This window comes from Lysobacter yangpyeongensis (genome assembly GCF_042655745.1).
In the GTDB taxonomy this organism is placed as follows: domain Bacteria; phylum Pseudomonadota; class Gammaproteobacteria; order Xanthomonadales; family Xanthomonadaceae; genus Agrilutibacter; species Agrilutibacter yangpyeongensis.
The window spans coordinates 1,367,138-1,386,040 of sequence record NZ_JBHSNM010000001.1; the positions used below are offsets into that span (position 1 = coordinate 1,367,138).

Below are 18,903 nucleotides of genomic sequence, written 5' to 3' on the forward strand. Positions count from 1 at the left end.
CGCAAGTTGGCGATCCCGCGTCCGCTCCAGGTGCGTACTCCCGCCCCATGCTCATCGCCACCGCATCGCAGGGGCCACGGCGCTCCCTCATTCCCGCTTCCCGGTTCCCCGTTCCCGCTTCTACTTCCCCGCTCAATCCACCCATGAAAATCACCGACATCCGCTTCGGCCTGCTGAAGGTCCCGCTGAAGACTCCGTTCAAGACCGCGCTGCGCACGGTCGAGGCGGTCGAGGACATCGTCGTCGAACTGCATACCGATACCGGCCACATCGGCTACGGCGAAGCGCCGGCGACGGCGGTGATCACCGGCGACACGCACGGCTCGATCCTCGAGGCGATCCGCAAGTTCATCGCGCCGCGCGTGATCGGCCAGGACGTCGCCAACCTCAACCGGATCACCCAGCTGATCCAGGGCGCGCTGGAGAAGAACACCAGTGCCAAGGCCGCGGTGGAAATCGCGGTATACGACCTGTTCGGCCAGCTCTACGGCGTGCCGCTGTACAGGATGCTGGGAGGTGGCGATCCGGTGATCACCACCGACATCACCATCAGCGTCGACTACATCGACAAGATGGTGGCCGATTCGATCAGCGCGGTGGACCGCGGCTTCGAATCGCTGAAGATCAAGGTCGGCAAGGACATCGGCGTCGACATCGAGCGGGTCAAGGCGATCTACGCCGCGGTCGAAGGCCGCGCGCTGTTGCGCCTGGACGCCAACCAGGGCTGGACCGCGAAGCAGGCGGTCTATGCGATCACCATGCTCGAGGAAGCCGGCGTCCACCTGGAACTGGTCGAGCAGCCGGTCAAGGCGCAGGACCTGGAAGGCATGCGCTACGTCACCTCGCGCGTGCACACGCCGATCATGGCCGACGAAAGCGTGTTCGGCCCGACCGAAGTCATCGACCTGATCCGCATGCGTGCCGCGGACATCATCAACATCAAGCTGATGAAGACCGGCGGCCTGTCCAACGCGATCCGCATCGCCGACATCGCCGCGCTGTACGGCGTGGAATGCATGATCGGCTGCATGCTCGAATCCAGCATCAGCGTCGCCGCCGCGGTGCACCTGGCGGTGGCCAAGTCGCACGCGATCACCAAGGTCGACCTCGACGGCCCCTCGCTGTGCGCCTACAACCCGGTGGACGGCGGCGTGCTCTTCAACGAGTCGGAGATTTCGATCACGGATGCGCCGGGACTGGGCATCCGTAGCATCCAGGGAATGGAGCCGATTGCGGCGTAGGCAATGGGTATGAAGTCACCTCACCCGCCCGTTCGCCCTGAGCGTAGGTGCGAAGCACCGAAGTCGAAGGGCCCGCCTCAAGCCGCGGCTTCGTCGGCTCGACACACCGTTCCGCTTCCCGTTCGTCCTGAGCGTAGCGCCGCAGGCATGAAGTCGAAGGACCTCGTGCCCGCACCCCTCAAAGCCACGCCCTTCGACTCCGCGGACCACGTCCGCTACGCTCGGGACGAACGAAGACCTCACACGGATTGGTCGCAAATGTCGGAATGCGTTCCATGTCGCCCCTGCTGAAAATCCGCGCCGAGCGCGACCAGATGTCCGCGATCGAACGCCGCATCGCCGACTTCCTGCTGGAGAATGCGCATCTGCTGCGCGACTACTCCTCGCAGCAACTCGCCAACGCGCTGGGGATCAGCCAGTCCAGCGTGGTGAAATTCAGCCAGAAATTCGGCTTCAAGGGCTATCCCGACCTCAAGTACTCCATCGTCCAGGCGATGGCGCGCGGCGACGGCAAGGAAGAGGTTGCCGCTACTTCCATACCCGCGGTCGGGCACCCGCACAGCGCCCTGGCCGATGCGCTGTGGCAGCTGAAGGCGCAGGCCGAGGCAGCGACGCGCCTGATCAACCCGCCCGAGCAGATCGATGCGGTGGCGCGGCTGATCCAGGATGCCGGCAAGGTCTACATCATCGGACTGGGGGAGGACGGCATCCATGCGCGTGCCTTCGCGACACGCCTGTCGATGCTGGGCGTGCTGACGGTGCATTACGTCGACGCCGCACTGATGCACGCGGGCGTGTCGACCACATCGGCCGACGATGTCCTGTTCGTGTTCTCGGAACACGGCCGCCAGCCCACGTTGTGCCAGATCAGCCACCGCGCGCGCGAACGCGGCGGACACGTGGTCTCGGTGACGCGACACACGCCGAACCCGCTGCGCGCACACGCCGAACTCGCGCTGCTGGTGTCGGCGCACGACGACCGCCGCTATATCGAACCGCTGCTCTACCAGTCCGCGCTGTCGCACCTGCTCGACCTGATCTTCGTGCTGCTGTGCGAATCCAGCGAGGCGCGCCGCGGATTGCTCGATCAGAACCTCGAACACATGCAGGATCTGCTCGACAGCTGAATCCGGACCCATCGACCATGTCCCGATCGAATCCGCTACGCCGGTTGCCTCGCCTCGCGCTCGCCGCCTTGCTGCTGACACTGAGCGCCTGCGCGAGCGCGCCACGCACCGCGCTGCCCTGGTCGGATGCGCGGCAACTGATCCTGGTGACTACGGCCGACTGGAATGCCGACAGCGGACAGCTGCGCCGTTTCGAGAAGACGACTGACGCAGGCCAGACCGCGCACTGGCGCGAAGTCGGTGTCGCCGCGCCGGTGATGGTCGGCCGCAACGGCAGTGCCTGGGGCATCGGCCTGCATCCTGCGCAATCCACCGGGCCGCAGAAACGCGAGGGCGACGGCCGCGCCCCCGCCGGCGTCTTCGCCCTCGGCACGGCGTTCGGCTACGCGGATAGCGCCGCGACGGCGTGGCCGTATCGGGGCATGGACGCGACCGACTATTGCATCGACGTGGTCGGCTCACCGCACTACAACGCCATCGTCAGCGCAGCGGATGTCGGTGAGCAGGCCGTCGCCGGTTCCACCGAACCGATGCGCCGCGACCTGCATGCCAACGGCGACACGCGCTACCGCCTGGGCTTCGTCATCGAACACAACCCCGGCGCGCAACCGGGTGCCGGCAGTTGCATCTTCGCGCACCTGTGGAAGGCGCCGGGCCAGCCGACCGCGGGATGCACGGCGATGGCCGATGGCGTGATGCAGCAGTTGCTGGAGTGGCTGGATCCGCGAAGCGCACCGGTGTTCGTGCTGCTGCCGGAGGCAGAGTACCGACGAGTGGCTTTGCAGTGGCAGTTGCCTGCGCCGCCCCGGTAGCGCCACCTGCGTCTGATGTTTGTTGTTGCTGTTGTTGCCGTTGTTGCTTTGTTGCTGTTGTTGCTGTTGTTGCTGTTGTTGCTGTTGTTGCTGTTGTTGCTGTTGTTGCTGTTGTTGCTGTTGTTGCTGTTGTTGCTGTTGTTGCTGTTGTTGCTGTTGTTGCTGTTGTTGCTGTTGTTGCCGTTGTTGCCGTTGTTGCCGTTGTTGCTGTTGCCGTTGTTGTTGCTGTTGCTTTGCCGTTGCCGTCGCTGTTGCTCGTCATTCCCGCGAAAGCGGGAATCCAGTGTCTTTGCTGTTCGCGTCAACGAACGGACGGCCGAGATGGAGGGCCTCCAAGACAGAGCGAAAGGCCCTGAACGAGCGGACATTCATCGCGGAAGCGGCTCCCGCCTGACCGGACATGCGTCCATTGAAAGCCGCGGGAACGACAGAAACTCGCGCCTCCTTCGCCTCACCTGATCCACCCCCACCCAACAGAGACAACCATGTCCACCACCGCCCGCGTACTGCTCGGACTTCTCCTTGGCGCCGCCATCGGCCTGTTGCTGGCCTGGTGGAACCCGGGCATCGCCGTGCAGGCCGCGGATGCACTGCAACCGATCGGCCGCCTGTGGCTCAACGCACTGCAGATGACGGTGGTGCCGCTGGTCGCGGCATTGGTGATCCTGGGTGTGAACACCGCCCGCGACGCGGCGGCGTCCGGACGCATCGCGCGCCAGGCGATCGTCTGCTTCCTCGTCCTGCTCTCGGTCGGCGCCGCGCTGGCCGCCATCGGCGCACCGGCACTGCTGTCGCTGCTGCCGCGACCGGAGGGGCTGGCCGAATCGCTGCGCGCGGGCGACGCCGGCGCGGCGGGCCTGAGCGTGCCTTCGTCGCTGGGCGAATGGTTCACCGCGATCATTCCGAGCAATGCGCTGGCCGCGGCCGCGCAGAGCGCGATGCTGCCGCTGGTGGTGTTCGCGCTGTTCTTCGGTTTCGCCGTCGCGCGCATCGAACCCGCGCGTCGCCAGCAGCTGCTCGAACTCGTGCAGGCCATCGTCGACGTGATGATCGTGATCGTGCGCTGGGTGCTGTGGGCCGCGCCGCTGGGCGTGTTCGCGCTGGTGCTGGCGGTGTGCGCGCGCGTCGGCGGCGGCATGCTCGGCGTGTTCGGCACCTACATCGGCCTGCAGGTCGCGCTGTACGGCGCGGTGATCCTGCTGATGTACCCGGTCGCGGCACTCGCGGGGGGCGAACGCGTCAGTCGCTTCGCTTCGGCCATCCTGCCCGCGCAGACGATCGCGGCCAGCACGCAGTCCTCGCTCGCCTCGCTACCGGCGATGATCGAAAGCGCCGGCGCGCGACTCGGCTATCCCCTGCCTGTCACCTCGCTGGTGCTGCCGATGGCGGTATCGCTGTTCCGCATCACCAGTCCGATGCAGTACGTGGGCGTGGCGGCTTTCATCGCCTGGGCCAACGGCGTCGACCTGAGTGCGATGCAGCTGGTCGCCGGCGCCGCGCTCGCGGTCGTCATCAGCATGGGGTCGGTCGGATTGCCCGGCCAGGTGAGCTTCATGGCCACCAACATGCCCGTCACCCAGGCCCTGGGCCTGCCGGTAGAACCGCTGGGCGTGCTGCTGGCGCTGGATACGATCCCGGATGTGTTCGCGACCGTCGGCAACGTCACGGCCGACCTCACGGCGACGAGCGTGGTCGCCCGGCGGGGCGGCGTCGGCGAAGGCACACAGGAGGCGCCCCTGAGCGAAAGGCGGGACGTCCTTCCGGAAAAGGCTTCGACGCCGCCCTGACGACACGGCGGGTACGTCGATTGACCTTCGCCGCAAACGAAAAACGCCCCGATCAGGGGCGTTTTTCCATACTCCTTCCACATCAGGGGAAGGCAATTAAAAACGGCCTAAGCCGTTGATTTAATTGGTGGGCGGTACAGGGTTCGAACCTGTGACCCCTACCATGTCAAGGTAGTGCTCTACCGCTGAGCTAACCGCCCATTGCAGCCGGAAACCCTGCTGCGAGGGGCGCGCAGTGTAGCCCGTCAGCGCCCCGCGCGGCAAGCGTTCGATGATCGCCGTTTCGCGCGCGTCCGCCTGCGATGCGCACGTAGGAGCGCCCCACGGGCGCGATCACCTTTGTCGAACCCGTCATCGGGGCGTGACCGTCTCGACAGGCCCCGGGTTCGCGCTCATGCCGCGCTCCCGCGCGGCGGAATCAGGCGGCGAACCCGGCCTCGCGCAGCCGCCGCAACTGGTCGCGCACTGCCGCCGCTTCCTCGAATTCGAGGTCACGGGCGTGCTTGTACATCTTCTGCTCGAGCGCCTTGACCCGGGCCGCGAACTGGGCCGGGCTGAGCGCCGCGTATTCGGCGGCTTCCTCGGCCACCTTGCGCGCCCTGCCCCTGGCCTTGAGCGCATCCGGATCGACGCGCGCGCCTTCCATGATGTCGACGATGGGCTTGGCCACCGACTTCGGCGTGATCCCGTGCGCGGCGTTGTACTCGACCTGCTTCTGGCGACGACGGTCGGTTTCCTCGATCGCCGCCTTCATCGACTTCGTCACGCTGTCCGCGTACAGGATCGCCTTGCCGCGCAGATTGCGCGCGGCGCGGCCGATGGTCTGGATCAGGGAGCCGGTGGAACGCAGGAAGCCTTCCTTGTCCGCATCCAGGATCGCCACCAGCGACACTTCGGGCATGTCCAGGCCCTCGCGCAGCAGGTTGATGCCGACCAGGACGTCGAACTTGCCCAGACGCAGGTCGCGGATGATCTCCACGCGCTCCACGGTGTCCACGTCCGAGTGCAGGTAGCGTACGCGGATGCCGTGCTCGCCCAGGTACTCGGTGAGGTTTTCCGCCATGCGCTTGGTCAGCGTGGTGATCAGCACGCGGTCGCCCATGGCGACGCGCGCGTTGATCTCGCCGAGCACATCGTCGACCTGGGTGGCCACCGGACGGATTTCCACTTCCGGATCGACCAGGCCGGTGGGACGCACGACCAGCTCGGTGATCTGCCCTTCCGAATGACGCAATTCGTACGGCCCCGGTGTGGCGGAGACGAAGATCGCGCGCGGCGAACGACCCTCCCACTCCTCGAACTTGAGCGGCCGGTTGTCCAGCGCCGAGGGCAGGCGGAAGCCGAATTCGACCAGCGTCTCCTTGCGCGAACGGTCTCCCTTGTACATCGCGCCGACTTGCGGAACGGTGACGTGCGATTCGTCGACCACCAGCAGCGCGTCGGGCGGGAGGTAATCGAACAGGCACGGCGGCGGTTCGCCCGGCATGTGGCCGGTGAGATGACGGCTGTAGTTCTCGATGCCATTGCAGTAGCCGACCTCGGCGAGCATCTCCAGGTCGAACTGCGTGCGTTGCGCGAGACGCTGGGCCTCCACCAGCTTGTTCTGCGCGTAGAGCTGCTCCAGCCGTTCGCGCAGTTCCTCCTTGATCGCGGTGATCGCGTCCAGCACGGTGCGCCGCGAGGTCACGTAGTGCGACCCGGGATAGATCGTGTAGCGCGGCAGCTTGCGCAGCGTCTCGCCGGTGAGCGGATCGAACATGGTGAGGTTCTCGATCTCGCCGTCGAACAGTTCGATGCGCAGCGCCTCGGCATCGCTTTCAGCCGGATGCACGTCGATCACCTCGCCGCGCACGCGGTAGGTCGCGCGGCGCAGTTCGGTGTCGTTGCGGGTGTACTGCATCTCGGTGAGGCGTCGGATCAGCTCGCGCTGCTCGATGCGTTCGCCACGCACCATGTGCAGCACCATCTTGAAGTACTCGTTCGGATCGCCCAGGCCGTAGATCGCCGATACCGTGCAGACGATCAGGGCGTCCTTGCGTTCGAGCAGTGCCTTGGTCGCGGACAGGCGCATCTGCTCGATATGCTCGTTCACCGAGCTGTCCTTCTCGATGTAGGTATCGGAGGACGGGACGTAGGCCTCGGGCTGGTAGTAGTCGTAGTAGCTGACGAAGTACTCGACCGCGTTGTGCGGGAAGAACGCCTTGAATTCGCCGTAAAGCTGCGCGGCGAGCGTCTTGTTGGGCGCCATCACGATCGTCGGCTTCTGCACCTGCTGCACGACGTTGGCGATCGTGAACGTCTTGCCCGAACCGGTGACGCCCAGCAGCGTCTGGTGGGCAAGGCCGTTCTCGAATCCGGCCACCAGTTTCTCGATCGCCTGCGGCTGGTCGCCGGACGGCTGGTAGGGCGATACCAGCTGGAAGCCTGCGGGATGGATCAGTTCGTTCATGGCCTGCGGGGGAGACAAGGCAATCGCTGAGTGTAGCCAGTACGGGTCATGAGGGCAGTCGCGGACTTTTCCTACCCGCACGGCATGCACTCACCGACTGGCGTACGTGAACGGGTCAGCGAGGATGCCGCCAGTCCGTGACTGGAGTCCCGCAATGCGCCGCGTCGTGAATGGATTCACCCTCGTCGAAGCCCTGGTTGCCGTGGCGGTCGCCGCCATCCTGCTCGCCATCGCCGTGCCGGCGTGCTCCCATGCGATGGCGGCGGCCAACTTGGGCTCCGTCCGAGCCGACCTCGCAGTCACCGTGCTGGACGCAGTGCGGCACTCCGCCATCACGGGCAGCGAAGTGGTGGTCTGTCCAGTCTCAGCGCCGGGACAGTGCAGTCGCTCGGCCAACTGGGACCAGGGCTGGATGGCCTTCGCGGACATCAACGGCAACCGGGTACCCGATGCGAACGAAACCCGGCTGGCCGGTCATACGGCGCTCCCGCGCCAGGTCCACCTGCGCAGCACCGCCGGCAGGACGCGGCTGGTTTTCCAGCCCAACGGCGGCAACGCCGGCTCCAACGTCACCTTCACCCTGTGCGATTCCCGGGGTCCCAAAAGCGCCACCACCCTGGTGCTGTCGAACGAAGGCAACCTCCGCAGCGGCCAGCCGACGACCAGTGCGGCGTGGGACTGTGTCTACGGGGGTTAGCGTGGCCTGCATGGGGCCGGAAAAAACAAAACCCGCCTTGCGGCGGGTTCTGCTTCTTGAATCTGGCGCCCGAAGTTGGACTCGAACCAACGACCCCCTGATTAACAGTCAAGTGCTCTAACCGGCTGAGCTATTCGGGCGAGGCCGCATATGATGCCTGCGGTCCTCTGCCCAAGTCAACGGTCCGGCCAGAGCTACACCATCACTCCCAAGGCCGGTTCCATGTCACGTTGCCGAACACCCACGGCTTGTTGGCGTTCTGCCGCGTCGCCGTGCACGACAGGATCGTCGCATCGATGGTCTCCTCCTTGGCGAAGTCGACCCAGACCGTGGAATTGGCGGGAATGTTCGTGAAATCGATCTGGGTCTTTTCGGTCTTCTTCTTGTCGTTGCTCGGCGATTGCGGGACTCCCGCGACGCCTGTTGCCTTGGTGGTGCCAACGACAGCCGACAGGACCTTGTAGTTGTCGAACTGCGGATAAGTGAGATTGCCGGTAACGGAGACGTCTCCGGCGCTCGAACTGCATGTGAAGGTAAACGACTTGGTCGAAGTCGAGTCATGCTCGCGGTAGTAGTTGCTGACAATCACGCTGCCCGCCACGTCCAGGGCAGTGACGTTGTTGCATGAATAGTCGTTCGGATCGTCATCCTGCTTGCTGCTGAGAGTGCCGCCACAGGAGCCCGTGTTGCTCGAAACCAGCCAGTCGACGCTGGGATCGTTCGTCGTCAGGTTGTCGCTCGTCTGCGGCAAGCCTGCAAGGTTCACGGTGAACTTGGCGCCATTGGAGCCACTACCGCTTGCGCTGACCGTGAACAACTGGCGGTCCGGCAACTCGCTTGCAACGGTGTCGTCATCGGGGTCCACGCCCTGCTGCATGACTGCAACACCCGAATTGGATCGGGTGATCGTCGCCGTGGCATAAGCGGCGTCCGTGTTGTTCGCATTGGTCAACGCATTGGTGCGGCCACGGTACGGCTCCGTAGCGTTGTAAGTGAGCGAACTGGCGGTTTCGACCTTCAGGATCGAGCTGTCATCGATGAAAGATCCGCTCTTGAGCACCTGCGATTTCCAGTAGGCAAGCTCGGTGAGATTGACCGTAGTGAAGGGCACGTAAGGCAGGACGCATTCCGTCTTGTTGCCGGGACAGTTGGTCGGCAGCAGTGCGGTCTTGATGCGCTCCTTCGCCTTTTCCTCGAGATGGTCGACGTACAGCCCGCGCAGATGCAGGTAACGCTCGTCGGTCGTGCTGCCGGTGGGCCGCTGGATGGCGAGTTCGGCGGGATTGTTGAGTCCGTAATCGTCGTACAGCTTGTCGGCGCCGACAGAGGAGGAAGCCGTCTGCATCAACTCCGCCAGGTAATCCTTCACGAACCCGCTGATGCCCTTGCTCGGGCTCCCGCCGTAGTTGTCCGCAGCCGTAGCATCGGGAACGCCGGTCGTGGCTGGGGCGGTCTTGCCGCTGGCAACGCCCGTGGGGATCAATGCCGTGTAACGGCTGTACATGTCCGCCGCGGTGCGCCAGAGGCCGTCCACGCGGATCATGCGGCACGATTCTTCATACGTGCCCTTGTTGGCCGCATCGGCCAGGACGAGGGTGCCGTTCTTGTCCCGCGTGTAATGCGAGTCCACCGCCTCGCCTTGTTGCAGCACGCGCTCCGGATCGAACTTGGCCACGTCCGTACGATCCGAATCGTGGTGGTCGCGGCAGCATTCGGTGCACAACGGACTCTGCTCGACACCAGAGGCGGGGCCCGTCAGCGCGGTGGCGCCCGGTGGCTTCAGCGTCGAGGAATCCGGCTTGTAGATGTCGTAGCGCTCGCCGGTCCAGATCGCCGGCCACTGGGCCTCCCGGTAGATCTCCGGCAGGTTGGTACCGCCAGCACCGTACTGGCAGGTGCAGGCGACAACCGTGGTTTCCACGCGGCGCTGGATCTGGACGTTGCCGCCGGTTTCGTTGGTATACGTCAGCACGTCGAACTTGGTACCGACGATCGAATTGTTTCCCTTCGATAGCAGTTCCGGACGCGGGTTGGTCGCCGCGGTCGAATCCGTCGCGCTTACGGCAATCGGAATCATGCCCGGCGTCGCCGGATTGGTCGTGCGCACGATGGGCTGCTTGGAACTGTCGCCCGAGAGGTCCTTGTCCACCAGGGTGGCCGAGGCGTCGAGCGCCGTCGGGCTCAGCACGGTGTTCATCGACAGGCTGCGGGCCTGGCCACCGGCATCGGTCCATTGGGCGACCATGCGCACCGTCTTGTAGTGCGCCGTGGCGTTGAGTGCGACCTCGTTGACTTCGTGGGCGATCGTGAGGCCGCCCACCGCACCTTCGGTCTGAGCCTGGCAGACATCATTGCCGCTGGCACAACCGGTCGCCGCCATGCTCTGCGCACCGTCGTATCCACCGGCACGCATGGCATCCATGTGGCTGCTGACCAAGGCGGCGACACGCGAGCGCGCCTTGCTATCCGCCGCAGTACGCACCAGGTTGGCCTGCAGGGCCGCCAGCGCCAGCAGGCCGGTGGAGAGGACCACCACCGCGATCATGACCTCGATCAGCGAGAAGCCCCGACCGTTCCGGATCAAACGATTGTTGTGATTCACCATGTCCTTGCTCCGGTCAGTAGCTGACGCGATCGTCCGCCCAGCCACCCGGCACGCCAGAGAACTTCTGGTTGCTCGGATCGTTGGCGAGATTGACGAGGACGTCGGAGTTGTAGATGACCGCCGCGGTGCCGTTGGCCTTGTCGATCTTGCCCTGCACGACGATCGATCCATACACCGCGGCGCCTGCATTCATGTCCAGCGTGGCGTTACCACCGTTCTGGACTTCGGTGGCCGACATCTTGTAACCCGTGGACGGCGTCAGCGTGGCGCCACCGGCCAGCGAGCGGAGCAGGATCAGGCCGAAGACCCGCCCCTGGATCCTGGCGGAGCCATCGATCACGAGCAGCACCGGGTGCGACGGCGTACCGACCTGCACATTGGAACCGACATCGCAGGCTGTCTGGCACCAGATCAGACCCGATGCATTCGAGTTGAGATAGGCCGAGGTCGTGCCCTGGCCGGGCGACAGCAGGTTCGCTGCGGTAGTCGCGGCAGAAGGAATGACGTGGGTTGCATTCTTGAACAGGAACGCCTCGTCCGTGCCCATGGTCACCATGGCCCCGGTATTCGGGTTCTTGTACTGCGTCATGAGCTTGGTTTCGCAGAAATAATCGCCGTCCGTGTCTTCCCAGGACCTGACCCCGAAAACGAACTCGAACAGATCGCAGGGAAAGTCCTGCGGCCGCACATCCAGGTTGACGCCACTGTTTCCATCGATATCGAGGATGTCGATGTCCTCGTCCTGCGTGTTGCCGGACTTGTCGTAGGAAATCGAGTGCTCTTCCTGGCACTGGCAGTCGTCGCACACGACGATGCCGTCTTCGATGGTCGGCGTGACACTGCCCTTGGTGAAGCGGGTGAACTCGTCGTAGTAGCAGGTATTCGGCGTACCCGTCTTGGTCATGTCCTTGCGCGTCCAGACGGACACGGGGACGCCCGGGCCGGCCGCATTCGGGTTGGTCACGATCTGGAGGCCGCCGGTCACGTCGACGCTACCCGATGCCACGACGGGCGGCTTGCCCGGCGGATTGTTGAGGATGTTGTAGCTGCCCACGATCTGCACGAGCGTGGACCGGGCGCCCTCATCCGGCAGGCTGCCTACGCTGACAAAGGTGAGCACGCTGGTGGGCGACATCTTCGCCGGATCGTCGGTGCACACCGTGGGATCCGTTTCCTTTTCCTTGTACGCCACGCGGCACAACACGGGACCCACGCCATACCGCGCCGGGAAACCGTTGCCCGTGGTGGCGATGGCATGGTTGAACGGCAGCATCTTGGCTTCCCAGCCGGAAACGGCGCCGCTGCCGTCGAAATCGTACCCACCACCGTTCCAGTAGCGCATGGTGGAGCGGCGCGTCACCGTCACGGTGATCTTGTTGCCGCCGGCATCCACCGTCTGCACCTGCGAATTCGGCTGGATCGCGCCGCAGGGGAACGTGGTGTCGGCATCGTCGCAGGCCGTCCACTTGCTTTCGTCGGTGATGAAGTTCGCGTTCTGGTGCAGGTACTCCATGCCCTCGGCAAGGCCGGCCTCCGCCACTTCGGTGACCAGCTTGGCCCTCAGGTCGTTGCCCGAGCTGCGCTGTTCGAACAGGCCGACATTGAGTGCGAACAGGGTCATCACGCTGACCAGCAACAGCAGCAGGACGACCACCAGCAGCACGTTGCCGGTTTGTGGGTTTCGATTCGACATGGCCATGTCCTTCTGAGACTTAGGGGGCGACCAGGGCCGAGCGCGGCCAGATCGTCCGTTTCAGCGTGCGGGAGGTGGAGGTGGCGTCGGACGTGAGGTGTCCGGTCAGCACCAGATTGATCGAGCCATCCGCCACGGCGGAAATGCTTACGGCATCCAGTGCCAGCTCGGAGCTGTTGAGCACCGAACCCGTACCGCAGGCCGGTGCCGCATCGGTGGCCGTCGCGAGCAGCATCTGACCATTCGCGTACGAGAACGTGCGGAACTTGCCGGTGCCCGCAGCCGTGTCGCAGTCGTATCCGATCTTCAGGCAGCTGGCGCTGGCGACCGGCGCGATATCGCAGGCCGACACCGGGGCATCGTCGCCCATGCCGACGTTGGCGAGCGGATCGGTCACTCCATGCGCGCGGCGCGCCTCCAGCGTGACGATGTCGGAGAGCGATCGCAGCTCCTGGGTCAGGCGCGTGGCGCGGATGGTTTCGCCGTTCGACTGGGAAATCGATGCCACGAGCGAGATCGCGGCGCCGGACACGATCAGCCCGAGCGTCAGGCCGATCATCAGCTCGACCAGGGTGACGCCTGCCTGGTGCTTCGCATGGACCCGTTTCAGCATGACTTGAACCCCGCCATGGCCGGCTCGCCGGAGGGCACGCAGAGGGTTGCCCTGCCCAACGCCGACACATCCAGCCGTAGTTTGAATTTCCCGTTCGGAGACGCCAGCGTCGTGGTGGCAGTGGTGCCCACCGGAGACGTAGCCCCGGTGCGGCTGCTGAACAGCAGCGCGCCCGGATTGGCCGACAGGGTCACCCCCTCGACCTGCGAAGTCGTGACTACAAGCTCACGGCCATCGGCCACCTTGCAGCTGTTGGCGACCGTGCAGTCGCACGCGTCAGCCGAACCGACCAGCTCGCCGAGCGTCGCCGGATCTGGCGCGGCGTTGGCGCCCATGCACCAGGAACCGGCACTGCCCTTGAAGTCGATCGACACGTCACGATTGCGCATGACCGCCTCGGCCCGGGCGCTCGCCAGCGTGTTGACGACCTTGTCGGCGGCGCCGCGCAGCCGGTACCGCTGGAAGAAATCCGAAAAAGAAGGCGACGCCAACGTCAGCAGGACGGCCAGCACCGCAACTGTGACCATGAGCTCAATCAGCGTGAAGCCTTGCGACTTTTGCACAGCGCTTCTCCCCTTTTGCAGGCTGCATCCTAGCCATCTTCGGCGGGCAATTGGCCCCGGGACCGATGACCGGGCCGTCATCTTGGATAAGCGGCTGCGGGCAGGCCCGGGGGCTCCCTACGATATACACTCGGAGCCGGACACCTGGGGGAAGGGCGCCATGCGCAGAATGTCGAGCGGTTTTACCTTGATCGAACTCATGATTGTCGTGGCTGCGATCGCAATCCTCGCGATGATCGCGCTGCCTTCCTACAAGGAATATGTGCAGAAGAGCCGCCGCTCCGAAGCCGTAAGCGCCATGGGCCGCATGCAACTCGCGATGGAGCGCTGGCGTGCTGACAATCCGTCGTACGCCAATAGCGCCGTTCCTTCGGCCTCGTACCCCGCAGTACCCACGAGCTCGTATTACACGTTTGCGCTGTCGGGGCAATCGGCGACCGGCTACACCGTGACCGCTACCAGAGCGGGCGCGCAGGCCGACGACCGTTGCGGAACGTTGACCTACACCTTCGCGGGCGATCTGTCCGCAAAGCCGCAGTGGGCAACGGCCAGCTGCAACTGACTGCAGCCATCACCGGCTGCAGTTGCGCTGTCAGCAGGCGATTGCAGCCGGGTCAGGCGACGACCCTGTAGCAGGGCTTGTATTCACCCGCGATCTTCATCCTGCGCTGCTCGACGAAGGCGCGTAGCAGCGCGTCCAGCGATTGCATGATGTCGGCATCGCCGTGGATCTCGAACGGCCCGCGCTCCTCGATACGCCGCATCCCGTCTTCCTTGACGTTGCCCGCGACGATGCCGGAGAACGCGCGACGCAGGTCCGCGGCGAGTTCGTGGGCCTTCCGGCCATGGTGAAGATCGAGCGCCGCCATCGCTTCGTGGGTGGGAACGAACGGACGCTGGAACGCCTCGGGGATCTCGACCGACCAGTTGAAGAAGAACGAGTCCTTCTGGGCGATGCGGTGCTCGCGCACCTTTCGTATTCCCGTCGTCATGCGCCTGGCCACTTCCGCGCTGTCGCCGGTGATGATCTGGTAACGACGCGTCGCTTCGTCGCCCAGCGTCAGACGGATGAAGCGATCGATCTGTTCGAAATACGGCGCCGACGTGCCCGGGCCGGTAAAGACGAGCGGAAACGGTAGCTCGGCGTTCTCCTCGCGCAGCAGGATCCCGAGCAGATAGAGGATCTCCTCCGCAGTGCCCACGCCACCCGGGAAGACGATGATGCCGTGGCCAAGCCGTACGAACGCCTCGAGGCGCTTTTCGATATCCGGCATGATCACCAGGTGGTTGACGATCGGGTTCGGCGATTCGGCGGCGATGATGCCCGGCTCGGTGATGCCGATGTAGCGCGTGTTGCGACGACGCTGCTTGGCATGCGCGATCGTCGCGCCCTTCATCGGACCCTTCATCGCACCCGGACCGCAGCCCGTGCAGATGTCCAGGCCGCGCAGTCCCAACTCGTACCCGACCTGCTTGGTATAGACGTATTCCTCGCGCGAAATCGAGTGCCCGCCCCAGCACACCACCAGGTTGGGATCCGCCGGTCTGAGCAGACGCGCGTTGCGCAGCAGACCGAACACCGAATCGGTGATGCCTTCGCTCGATTCCAGATCCCTGCCTGCATCTTCGCCAAGCTCGATCGCGATGTACGCCAGGTCGCGAACGGCGGCAAACAGCAGTTCGGCGACGCCATGGATGATCTCCCCGTCGACGAACGCCATGGCCGGTGCGTTGCGCAGATCGATACGGACGCCGCGATCCTGCTGCTGGACTTCGATATCGAAGTCGGGATACAGCTCGCGCGCCGCACGCGGATCGTCAGAAGCGCTGCCGCTCGTGAGCACCGCCAGTGCGCAACGGCGCAGCAGGTCGTGCATGCCCCCGGCGGATGCATCGCGCAGGCGCGCAACTTCGGTCCGCGACAATACGTCCAGGCCGCCTCGCGGATAGATGTGGGTGTTCACCGTCGGGAGACGGGTGTCGATCGATTCGATGCTGGCTTTCATTTCGCTTCTTCGCGTTCTTTTCTTCTCGGTTCCGGGGGACTCTAGCGCAGCGGCGCCCACAAAAAAACGGCCGGGTTTCCCCGGCCGTTCTTCGAAGCAGACTGCAGGCGCGATCAGAACTTGTAACGGAAGCTCACCTGCGCGGCCCAGCGCGAGATGCCCTTGTCGTCATAGATGTTCAGGCTGTCGGGCGTGTTGAAGCGGTACACGTACTTGCCCGTCGCCGGATCGATGCCGCCGTACTCGACCACGCCGCGCATGGCCGGGAACGCCACTTCCTCGACCTGCCCCCAATCCTTGTTCAGGAGGTTGCCGACGTTGAGGATGTCGATCGCCAGCTCGGCCTTGTGGCCCTTCCAGAAGCCCGGGAGCTCCTGTGCGATGCGCATGTCGAACTGGTTGACCCACGGGCTATGCGCCGCGTTGCGCTCGGCCACCTGGCCGCGGTGCGAGTTCAGGTATTCGTTGTTGTAAACGAAGTCCCAGAACGCGGCTTCCTCGGTCGGCGAACCGAACAGCACGTCGCCCGGCGCCGTCGGGATGTACAGCAGGTCGTTGAGGCGGCCATCGCCGTTGGCGTCGTTGTCGAAGGTGTAGCTGTACGGACGGCCGGTGCGGCCTTCGTAGAACATCGACACGGTGGTGTTGTTGTCGCCGAAGAACGCGTGCTTCCAGGTCAGGGCCGCGGTGAAACGGTTCTTGATCTCGTAGCTGGACGTTGCGTTGACTTCCTCGTTGGACTGGAACACCGCCACGTTGCCGAGCTGCGAGCTCGAGGTCGAGCTGGTCAGCGGGCTGACTTCGTTCGCGTTGGTGTAGGTATAGGCCAGCGTCCAGCTCCAGTCGCCGTCGTTGAACGGCTTGTTGAGCGACAGCGTCAGCTGCTCGCTGCCGCCCTTGCTGGTCTGCTTGGCGATGATGGCGTCGTTGTACGCCGTGTTGCGGTTGCCGCGCGCAGTTACGCCCGAACCGGTGCCCTGCTGATTCCAGCGGGTCGGATCAAGTCCATTCGGGTTCCAGTAGATCAGCCGACCGTCCTGGCCCACCGCGCTCGCGGCGCCCAGGTTGAGCTGCTGGTAGTAGATGCCGTCCTTGACCGACGTCCACACCACTTCAGCCGAACCGACCAGGCCCCACCACGGCAGCTCCTTGTCGAACGCCAGGTTGGCCTTCCACACCGAGGGCTGGGCCAGGTCGTCGTCGATGAAGTCGACCGACTGCGTCGCACCGGCGCCCGGCGTGAACAGGTTGATCTGCTCCGACGGATCCGGGGAGAACTGCGTGATGCCGTTGTTGAAGATGTAGTCCGTGTACGAGATGCCGTTGTTGGCGTACGGGTTGGCCAGCCACACCGTCGCCGCGGCGCCCTTGAACAGGCCGAAGCCACCGCGCAGCTGCGTGCGGGCTTCATCGTCGAAGGTGTAGTTGAAGCCCACGCGCGGCGACCACAGCTCGGTGCCGTCGATGGTGTTGTCGTTGCGGACGCCGAAGGTCTGCGACGCGGCGGCGTTGAAGGCCGGCTTGTCGTCGACGATCGAACGGTCGTAACGCAGGCCGTAGTTCAGCGTCAGGTTGTAGTTGATCGCCCAGCTGTCCTGCAGGAACAGGCCCAGGTTGCGCTGGGTGAACACGGCGGCCATGTTGTCCAGGTTGCCGCCCTGCGGATAGAACAGCTGGTAGCGGCTGGAGATGCCGTTGGCGTAGTCGTCGATGCTGTTGAACGTGTAGACACCGTTCACTCGACGGCCGAACAGGTTGTAGACCTCGTTCGACTCGTAGTCGGCGCCGAACTTCACCGTGTGATCGCCGAGGAACAGGTTGCCGGCGAAGAAGCCGTTCCAGGTCTGCGTCTCGAGGACGTTGGCGTGGGTGTTTTCTTCGGTGCCGAAGTTCAGCGTCTGACCGCCCAGGCGGATGGCGACGGCCGGCAGGTCGGCCAGCGGATTGCGCACGGCCGAGTAGTCGCGGTAGGACACCTTGGCTTCGGTCGAGAACGTGTCGGTCCAGTCGCTGAAGAGCTGGGCAGTGTAGGTCTCGAGCGAGAAGTCACGGACGTAGTGGTACGTGTTCAACGCCAGCGACGAGTTGCCGAAGCCCTGCAGGAACGGGGTGTTCTGCTCGGTCTTGCCGTAGCGGAAGCTGGCGCGGTGGGCGTCGCTGATGTTCCAGTCGATCTTGAGGCCGTACTCCTCACTCTCGGTGTCGAGCGCCGGCTTGGTCAGCGTGCCGGGGTCGAAGCCGTAGACGTTGCGCGAGATGTCGATGATCTCGGCGATGTCGGCCGGATCGATGTTGACGATGTTGCTTTCGCCCGAGCCGATCGGACCGAAGCCGGAGTTGCCGGTGAACAGGCCCTTGCCCTTGTAGTTCTCGTAGTTGGCGAAGAAGAACAGCTTGTCCTTGACCAGCGGACCGCCGAAGGTGGCGCCGTAGGTGGTTTCGCTCTCGAACAGCTTGGGACGGATGTCGTTGTCGTTCTTGCCCGACCAGTCGTTGTCGCGGTAGATGCCGTAGACCGAGCCGTGGAATTCGTTGGTACCCGACTTCGTGACGGCGTTGATCACGCCGCCGGTGCCGCCGGAAATGGTCACGTCGTAGTTGGCGACGTCGATCGCGACTTCGTCGATGGTATCCATCGAGAAGGGCTGACGCGGGGTCGGCAGACTGTTGGATTCCAGGCCGAACGAGTCGTTGGTGCTGATACCGTCGACGCGGACGACGTTGAAGCGCGGGTTCTGGCCGCCCACGGAGATCTCGTTGCGCGCCTTGTCGGTCTGCGCCACGCGCGGATCGAGGCGCACGAAATCCTGCAGGTTGCGGTTGATGGTCGGCATCGTCGCGAGCTGCTCGCGGGTGATGTTCGAACCGGCGCCCATCTTGTTGGCGCTGAACAGCTCCGAGCCGGCGCCGGCGACCGCCTGGACGGCCTCGAGCGTCGTGACTTCGGCATTGAGCGCCGCGTCGACCTGGTTGACCTTGTCGAGGTTGAGGTAGATGCCGTCCTGGCTGCTCGAGCCTTCGCCGGCCTTGTTCACGCTGACCGTGTACGGGCCACCGACGCGCAGGCCGCGGGCGTTGTAGCGGCCATCGGCATCGGTCACGGCACGGCTGACGGTGCCGGACTCGGTGTGCGTGATGGTGACTTCTGCGCCAGCGACGGGCTTGCCGTCTGCGCCGACGACACGGCCGCCGATACCGGCAGCGGTGCTCTGCGCGAAGGCCGGCGCGGTGGCGAGGACGGCGAGCAGGCCGAGCGTGAGCTTCGACATGCGGACGCGGTTCGAATGAGTCATTGTCTGGATGCCTCGAA

General features: G+C 64.7%; 14 protein-coding genes and 2 tRNA genes. 7 read left to right on the plus strand and 9 right to left on the minus strand.

What is annotated here, in order from left to right; all coding sequences use genetic code 11:
• Window positions 1-143 precede the first annotated feature (143 nt).
• The 5 genes from ACFPN1_RS05870 to ACFPN1_RS05890 all read left to right on the plus strand — a co-directional run bounded on the left by ACFPN1_RS05870 (window position 144) and on the right by ACFPN1_RS05890 (window position 4,967).
• A complete protein-coding gene (locus ACFPN1_RS05870; protein WP_386753741.1) occupies window positions 144-1,241 on the plus strand; it encodes a dipeptide epimerase in 1,098 nt (365 codons plus the stop codon).
• 275 nt (window positions 1,242-1,516) lie between these two features.
• On the plus strand, window positions 1,517-2,368 hold the full coding sequence (locus tag ACFPN1_RS05875) for a MurR/RpiR family transcriptional regulator (RefSeq protein WP_386753743.1): 852 nt from the start codon (window positions 1,517-1,519) through the stop codon (window positions 2,366-2,368).
• Between the two features lie 17 nt (window positions 2,369-2,385).
• Entirely contained in the window at window positions 2,386-3,180 is a 795-nt protein-coding gene (locus ACFPN1_RS05880) for a L,D-transpeptidase family protein (protein ID WP_386753744.1), read from the plus strand.
• Window positions 3,181-3,195: 15 nt separating this feature from the next.
• Entirely contained in the window at window positions 3,196-3,639 is a 444-nt protein-coding gene (locus ACFPN1_RS05885) for a hypothetical protein (protein ID WP_386753745.1), read from the plus strand.
• A 26-nt stretch (window positions 3,640-3,665) separates the two neighbouring features.
• Window positions 3,666-4,967: a dicarboxylate/amino acid:cation symporter gene (locus tag ACFPN1_RS05890; protein ID WP_386753746.1), complete on the plus strand. Its 1,302-nt coding sequence runs from the start codon at window positions 3,666-3,668 to the stop codon at window positions 4,965-4,967.
• A 125-nt stretch (window positions 4,968-5,092) separates the two neighbouring features.
• Here ACFPN1_RS05890 and ACFPN1_RS05895 read toward each other — a convergent pair.
• Both ACFPN1_RS05895 and uvrB read right to left on the minus strand, forming a co-directional pair.
• A tRNA-Val gene (locus ACFPN1_RS05895) sits at window positions 5,093-5,167 on the minus strand.
• 218 nt (window positions 5,168-5,385) lie between these two features.
• On the minus strand, window positions 5,386-7,416 hold the full coding sequence (gene uvrB, locus ACFPN1_RS05900; RefSeq protein ID WP_386753748.1) for an excinuclease ABC subunit UvrB: 2,031 nt from the start codon (window positions 7,414-7,416) through the stop codon (window positions 5,386-5,388).
• A 154-nt stretch (window positions 7,417-7,570) separates the two neighbouring features.
• Between uvrB and ACFPN1_RS05905 the strand changes: the two genes are divergently transcribed.
• Window positions 7,571-8,113 (plus strand): GspH/FimT family protein, encoded by a 543-nt coding sequence (locus ACFPN1_RS05905; protein ID WP_386753750.1) that lies wholly within the window; start codon window positions 7,571-7,573, stop codon window positions 8,111-8,113.
• Window positions 8,114-8,176: 63 nt separating this feature from the next.
• On the opposite strand, the gene ACFPN1_RS05910 is transcribed toward ACFPN1_RS05905, so the two are convergent.
• The 5 genes from ACFPN1_RS05910 to ACFPN1_RS05930 form a co-directional block, all read right to left on the minus strand.
• Window positions 8,177-8,253, minus strand: a tRNA-Asn gene (locus tag ACFPN1_RS05910).
• Between the two features lie 62 nt (window positions 8,254-8,315).
• Window positions 8,316-10,718, minus strand: a complete 2,403-nt coding sequence (locus ACFPN1_RS05915; protein WP_386753752.1) for a type IV pilus modification PilV family protein — start codon at window positions 10,716-10,718, stop codon at window positions 8,316-8,318.
• A gap of 13 nt (window positions 10,719-10,731) precedes the next feature.
• Window positions 10,732-12,411 (minus strand): hypothetical protein, encoded by a 1,680-nt coding sequence (locus ACFPN1_RS05920; protein WP_386753753.1) that lies wholly within the window; start codon window positions 12,409-12,411, stop codon window positions 10,732-10,734.
• A gap of 19 nt (window positions 12,412-12,430) precedes the next feature.
• Window positions 12,431-13,024 (minus strand): PilW family protein, encoded by a 594-nt coding sequence (locus ACFPN1_RS05925; RefSeq protein WP_386753754.1) that lies wholly within the window; start codon window positions 13,022-13,024, stop codon window positions 12,431-12,433.
• Complete coding sequence (locus ACFPN1_RS05930) at window positions 13,018-13,587, minus strand: GspH/FimT family pseudopilin (protein WP_386753755.1); 570 nt, start codon at window positions 13,585-13,587, stop codon at window positions 13,018-13,020. Before ACFPN1_RS05930 ends, ACFPN1_RS05925 begins: the two co-directional genes overlap by 7 nt.
• 160 nt (window positions 13,588-13,747) lie before the next feature.
• On the opposite strand from ACFPN1_RS05930, the gene ACFPN1_RS05935 reads away from it, so the two are divergent.
• Window positions 13,748-14,149 (plus strand): type IV pilin protein, encoded by a 402-nt coding sequence (locus ACFPN1_RS05935; RefSeq protein ID WP_386753757.1) that lies wholly within the window; start codon window positions 13,748-13,750, stop codon window positions 14,147-14,149.
• Window positions 14,150-14,201: 52 nt separating this feature from the next.
• Here ACFPN1_RS05935 and ppnN read toward each other — a convergent pair whose 3' ends face one another.
• Together ppnN and ACFPN1_RS05945 are read right to left on the minus strand one after the other, a co-directional pair.
• The gene (gene ppnN, locus ACFPN1_RS05940; protein ID WP_386753759.1) at window positions 14,202-15,593 is read right to left on the minus strand and encodes a nucleotide 5'-monophosphate nucleosidase PpnN; all 1,392 of its coding nucleotides are present in this window, start codon (window positions 15,591-15,593) and stop codon (window positions 14,202-14,204) included.
• Window positions 15,594-15,706: 113 nt separating this feature from the next.
• Window positions 15,707-18,886 carry a TonB-dependent receptor gene (locus ACFPN1_RS05945; RefSeq protein ID WP_386753760.1) on the minus strand — a complete coding sequence of 1,060 codons (3,180 nt, stop codon included), beginning with the start codon at window positions 18,884-18,886 and terminating at the stop codon, window positions 15,707-15,709.
• Window positions 18,887-18,903 lie beyond the last annotated feature (17 nt).

Bases quoted from the DNA above. Each gene is read 5' to 3' on its own strand.
- uvrB (WP_386753748.1), bottom strand. From the start codon at position 7,416: ATGAACGAACTGATCCATCCCGCAGGCTTCCAGCTGGTATCGCCCTAC.
- ppnN (WP_386753759.1), bottom strand. From the start codon at position 15,593: ATGAAAGCCAGCATCGAATCGATCGACACCCGTCTCCCGACGGTGAAC.
- ACFPN1_RS05945 (WP_386753760.1), bottom strand. From the start codon at position 18,886: ATGACTCATTCGAACCGCGTCCGCATGTCGAAGCTCACGCTCGGCCTG.
- ACFPN1_RS05885 (WP_386753745.1), top strand. From the start codon at position 3,196: ATGTTTGTTGTTGCTGTTGTTGCCGTTGTTGCTTTGTTGCTGTTGTTG.
- ACFPN1_RS05920 (WP_386753753.1), bottom strand. From the start codon at position 12,411: ATGTCGAATCGAAACCCACAAACCGGCAACGTGCTGCTGGTGGTCGTC.
- ACFPN1_RS05875 (WP_386753743.1), top strand. From the start codon at position 1,517: ATGTCGCCCCTGCTGAAAATCCGCGCCGAGCGCGACCAGATGTCCGCG.
- ACFPN1_RS05925 (WP_386753754.1), bottom strand. From the start codon at position 13,024: ATGCTGAAACGGGTCCATGCGAAGCACCAGGCAGGCGTCACCCTGGTC.
- ACFPN1_RS05905 (WP_386753750.1), top strand. From the start codon at position 7,571: ATGCGCCGCGTCGTGAATGGATTCACCCTCGTCGAAGCCCTGGTTGCC.
- ACFPN1_RS05915 (WP_386753752.1), bottom strand. From the start codon at position 10,718: ATGGTGAATCACAACAATCGTTTGATCCGGAACGGTCGGGGCTTCTCG.
- ACFPN1_RS05880 (WP_386753744.1), top strand. From the start codon at position 2,386: ATGTCCCGATCGAATCCGCTACGCCGGTTGCCTCGCCTCGCGCTCGCC.
- ACFPN1_RS05870 (WP_386753741.1), top strand. From the start codon at position 144: ATGAAAATCACCGACATCCGCTTCGGCCTGCTGAAGGTCCCGCTGAAG.
- ACFPN1_RS05890 (WP_386753746.1), top strand. From the start codon at position 3,666: ATGTCCACCACCGCCCGCGTACTGCTCGGACTTCTCCTTGGCGCCGCC.
- ACFPN1_RS05935 (WP_386753757.1), top strand. From the start codon at position 13,748: ATGCGCAGAATGTCGAGCGGTTTTACCTTGATCGAACTCATGATTGTC.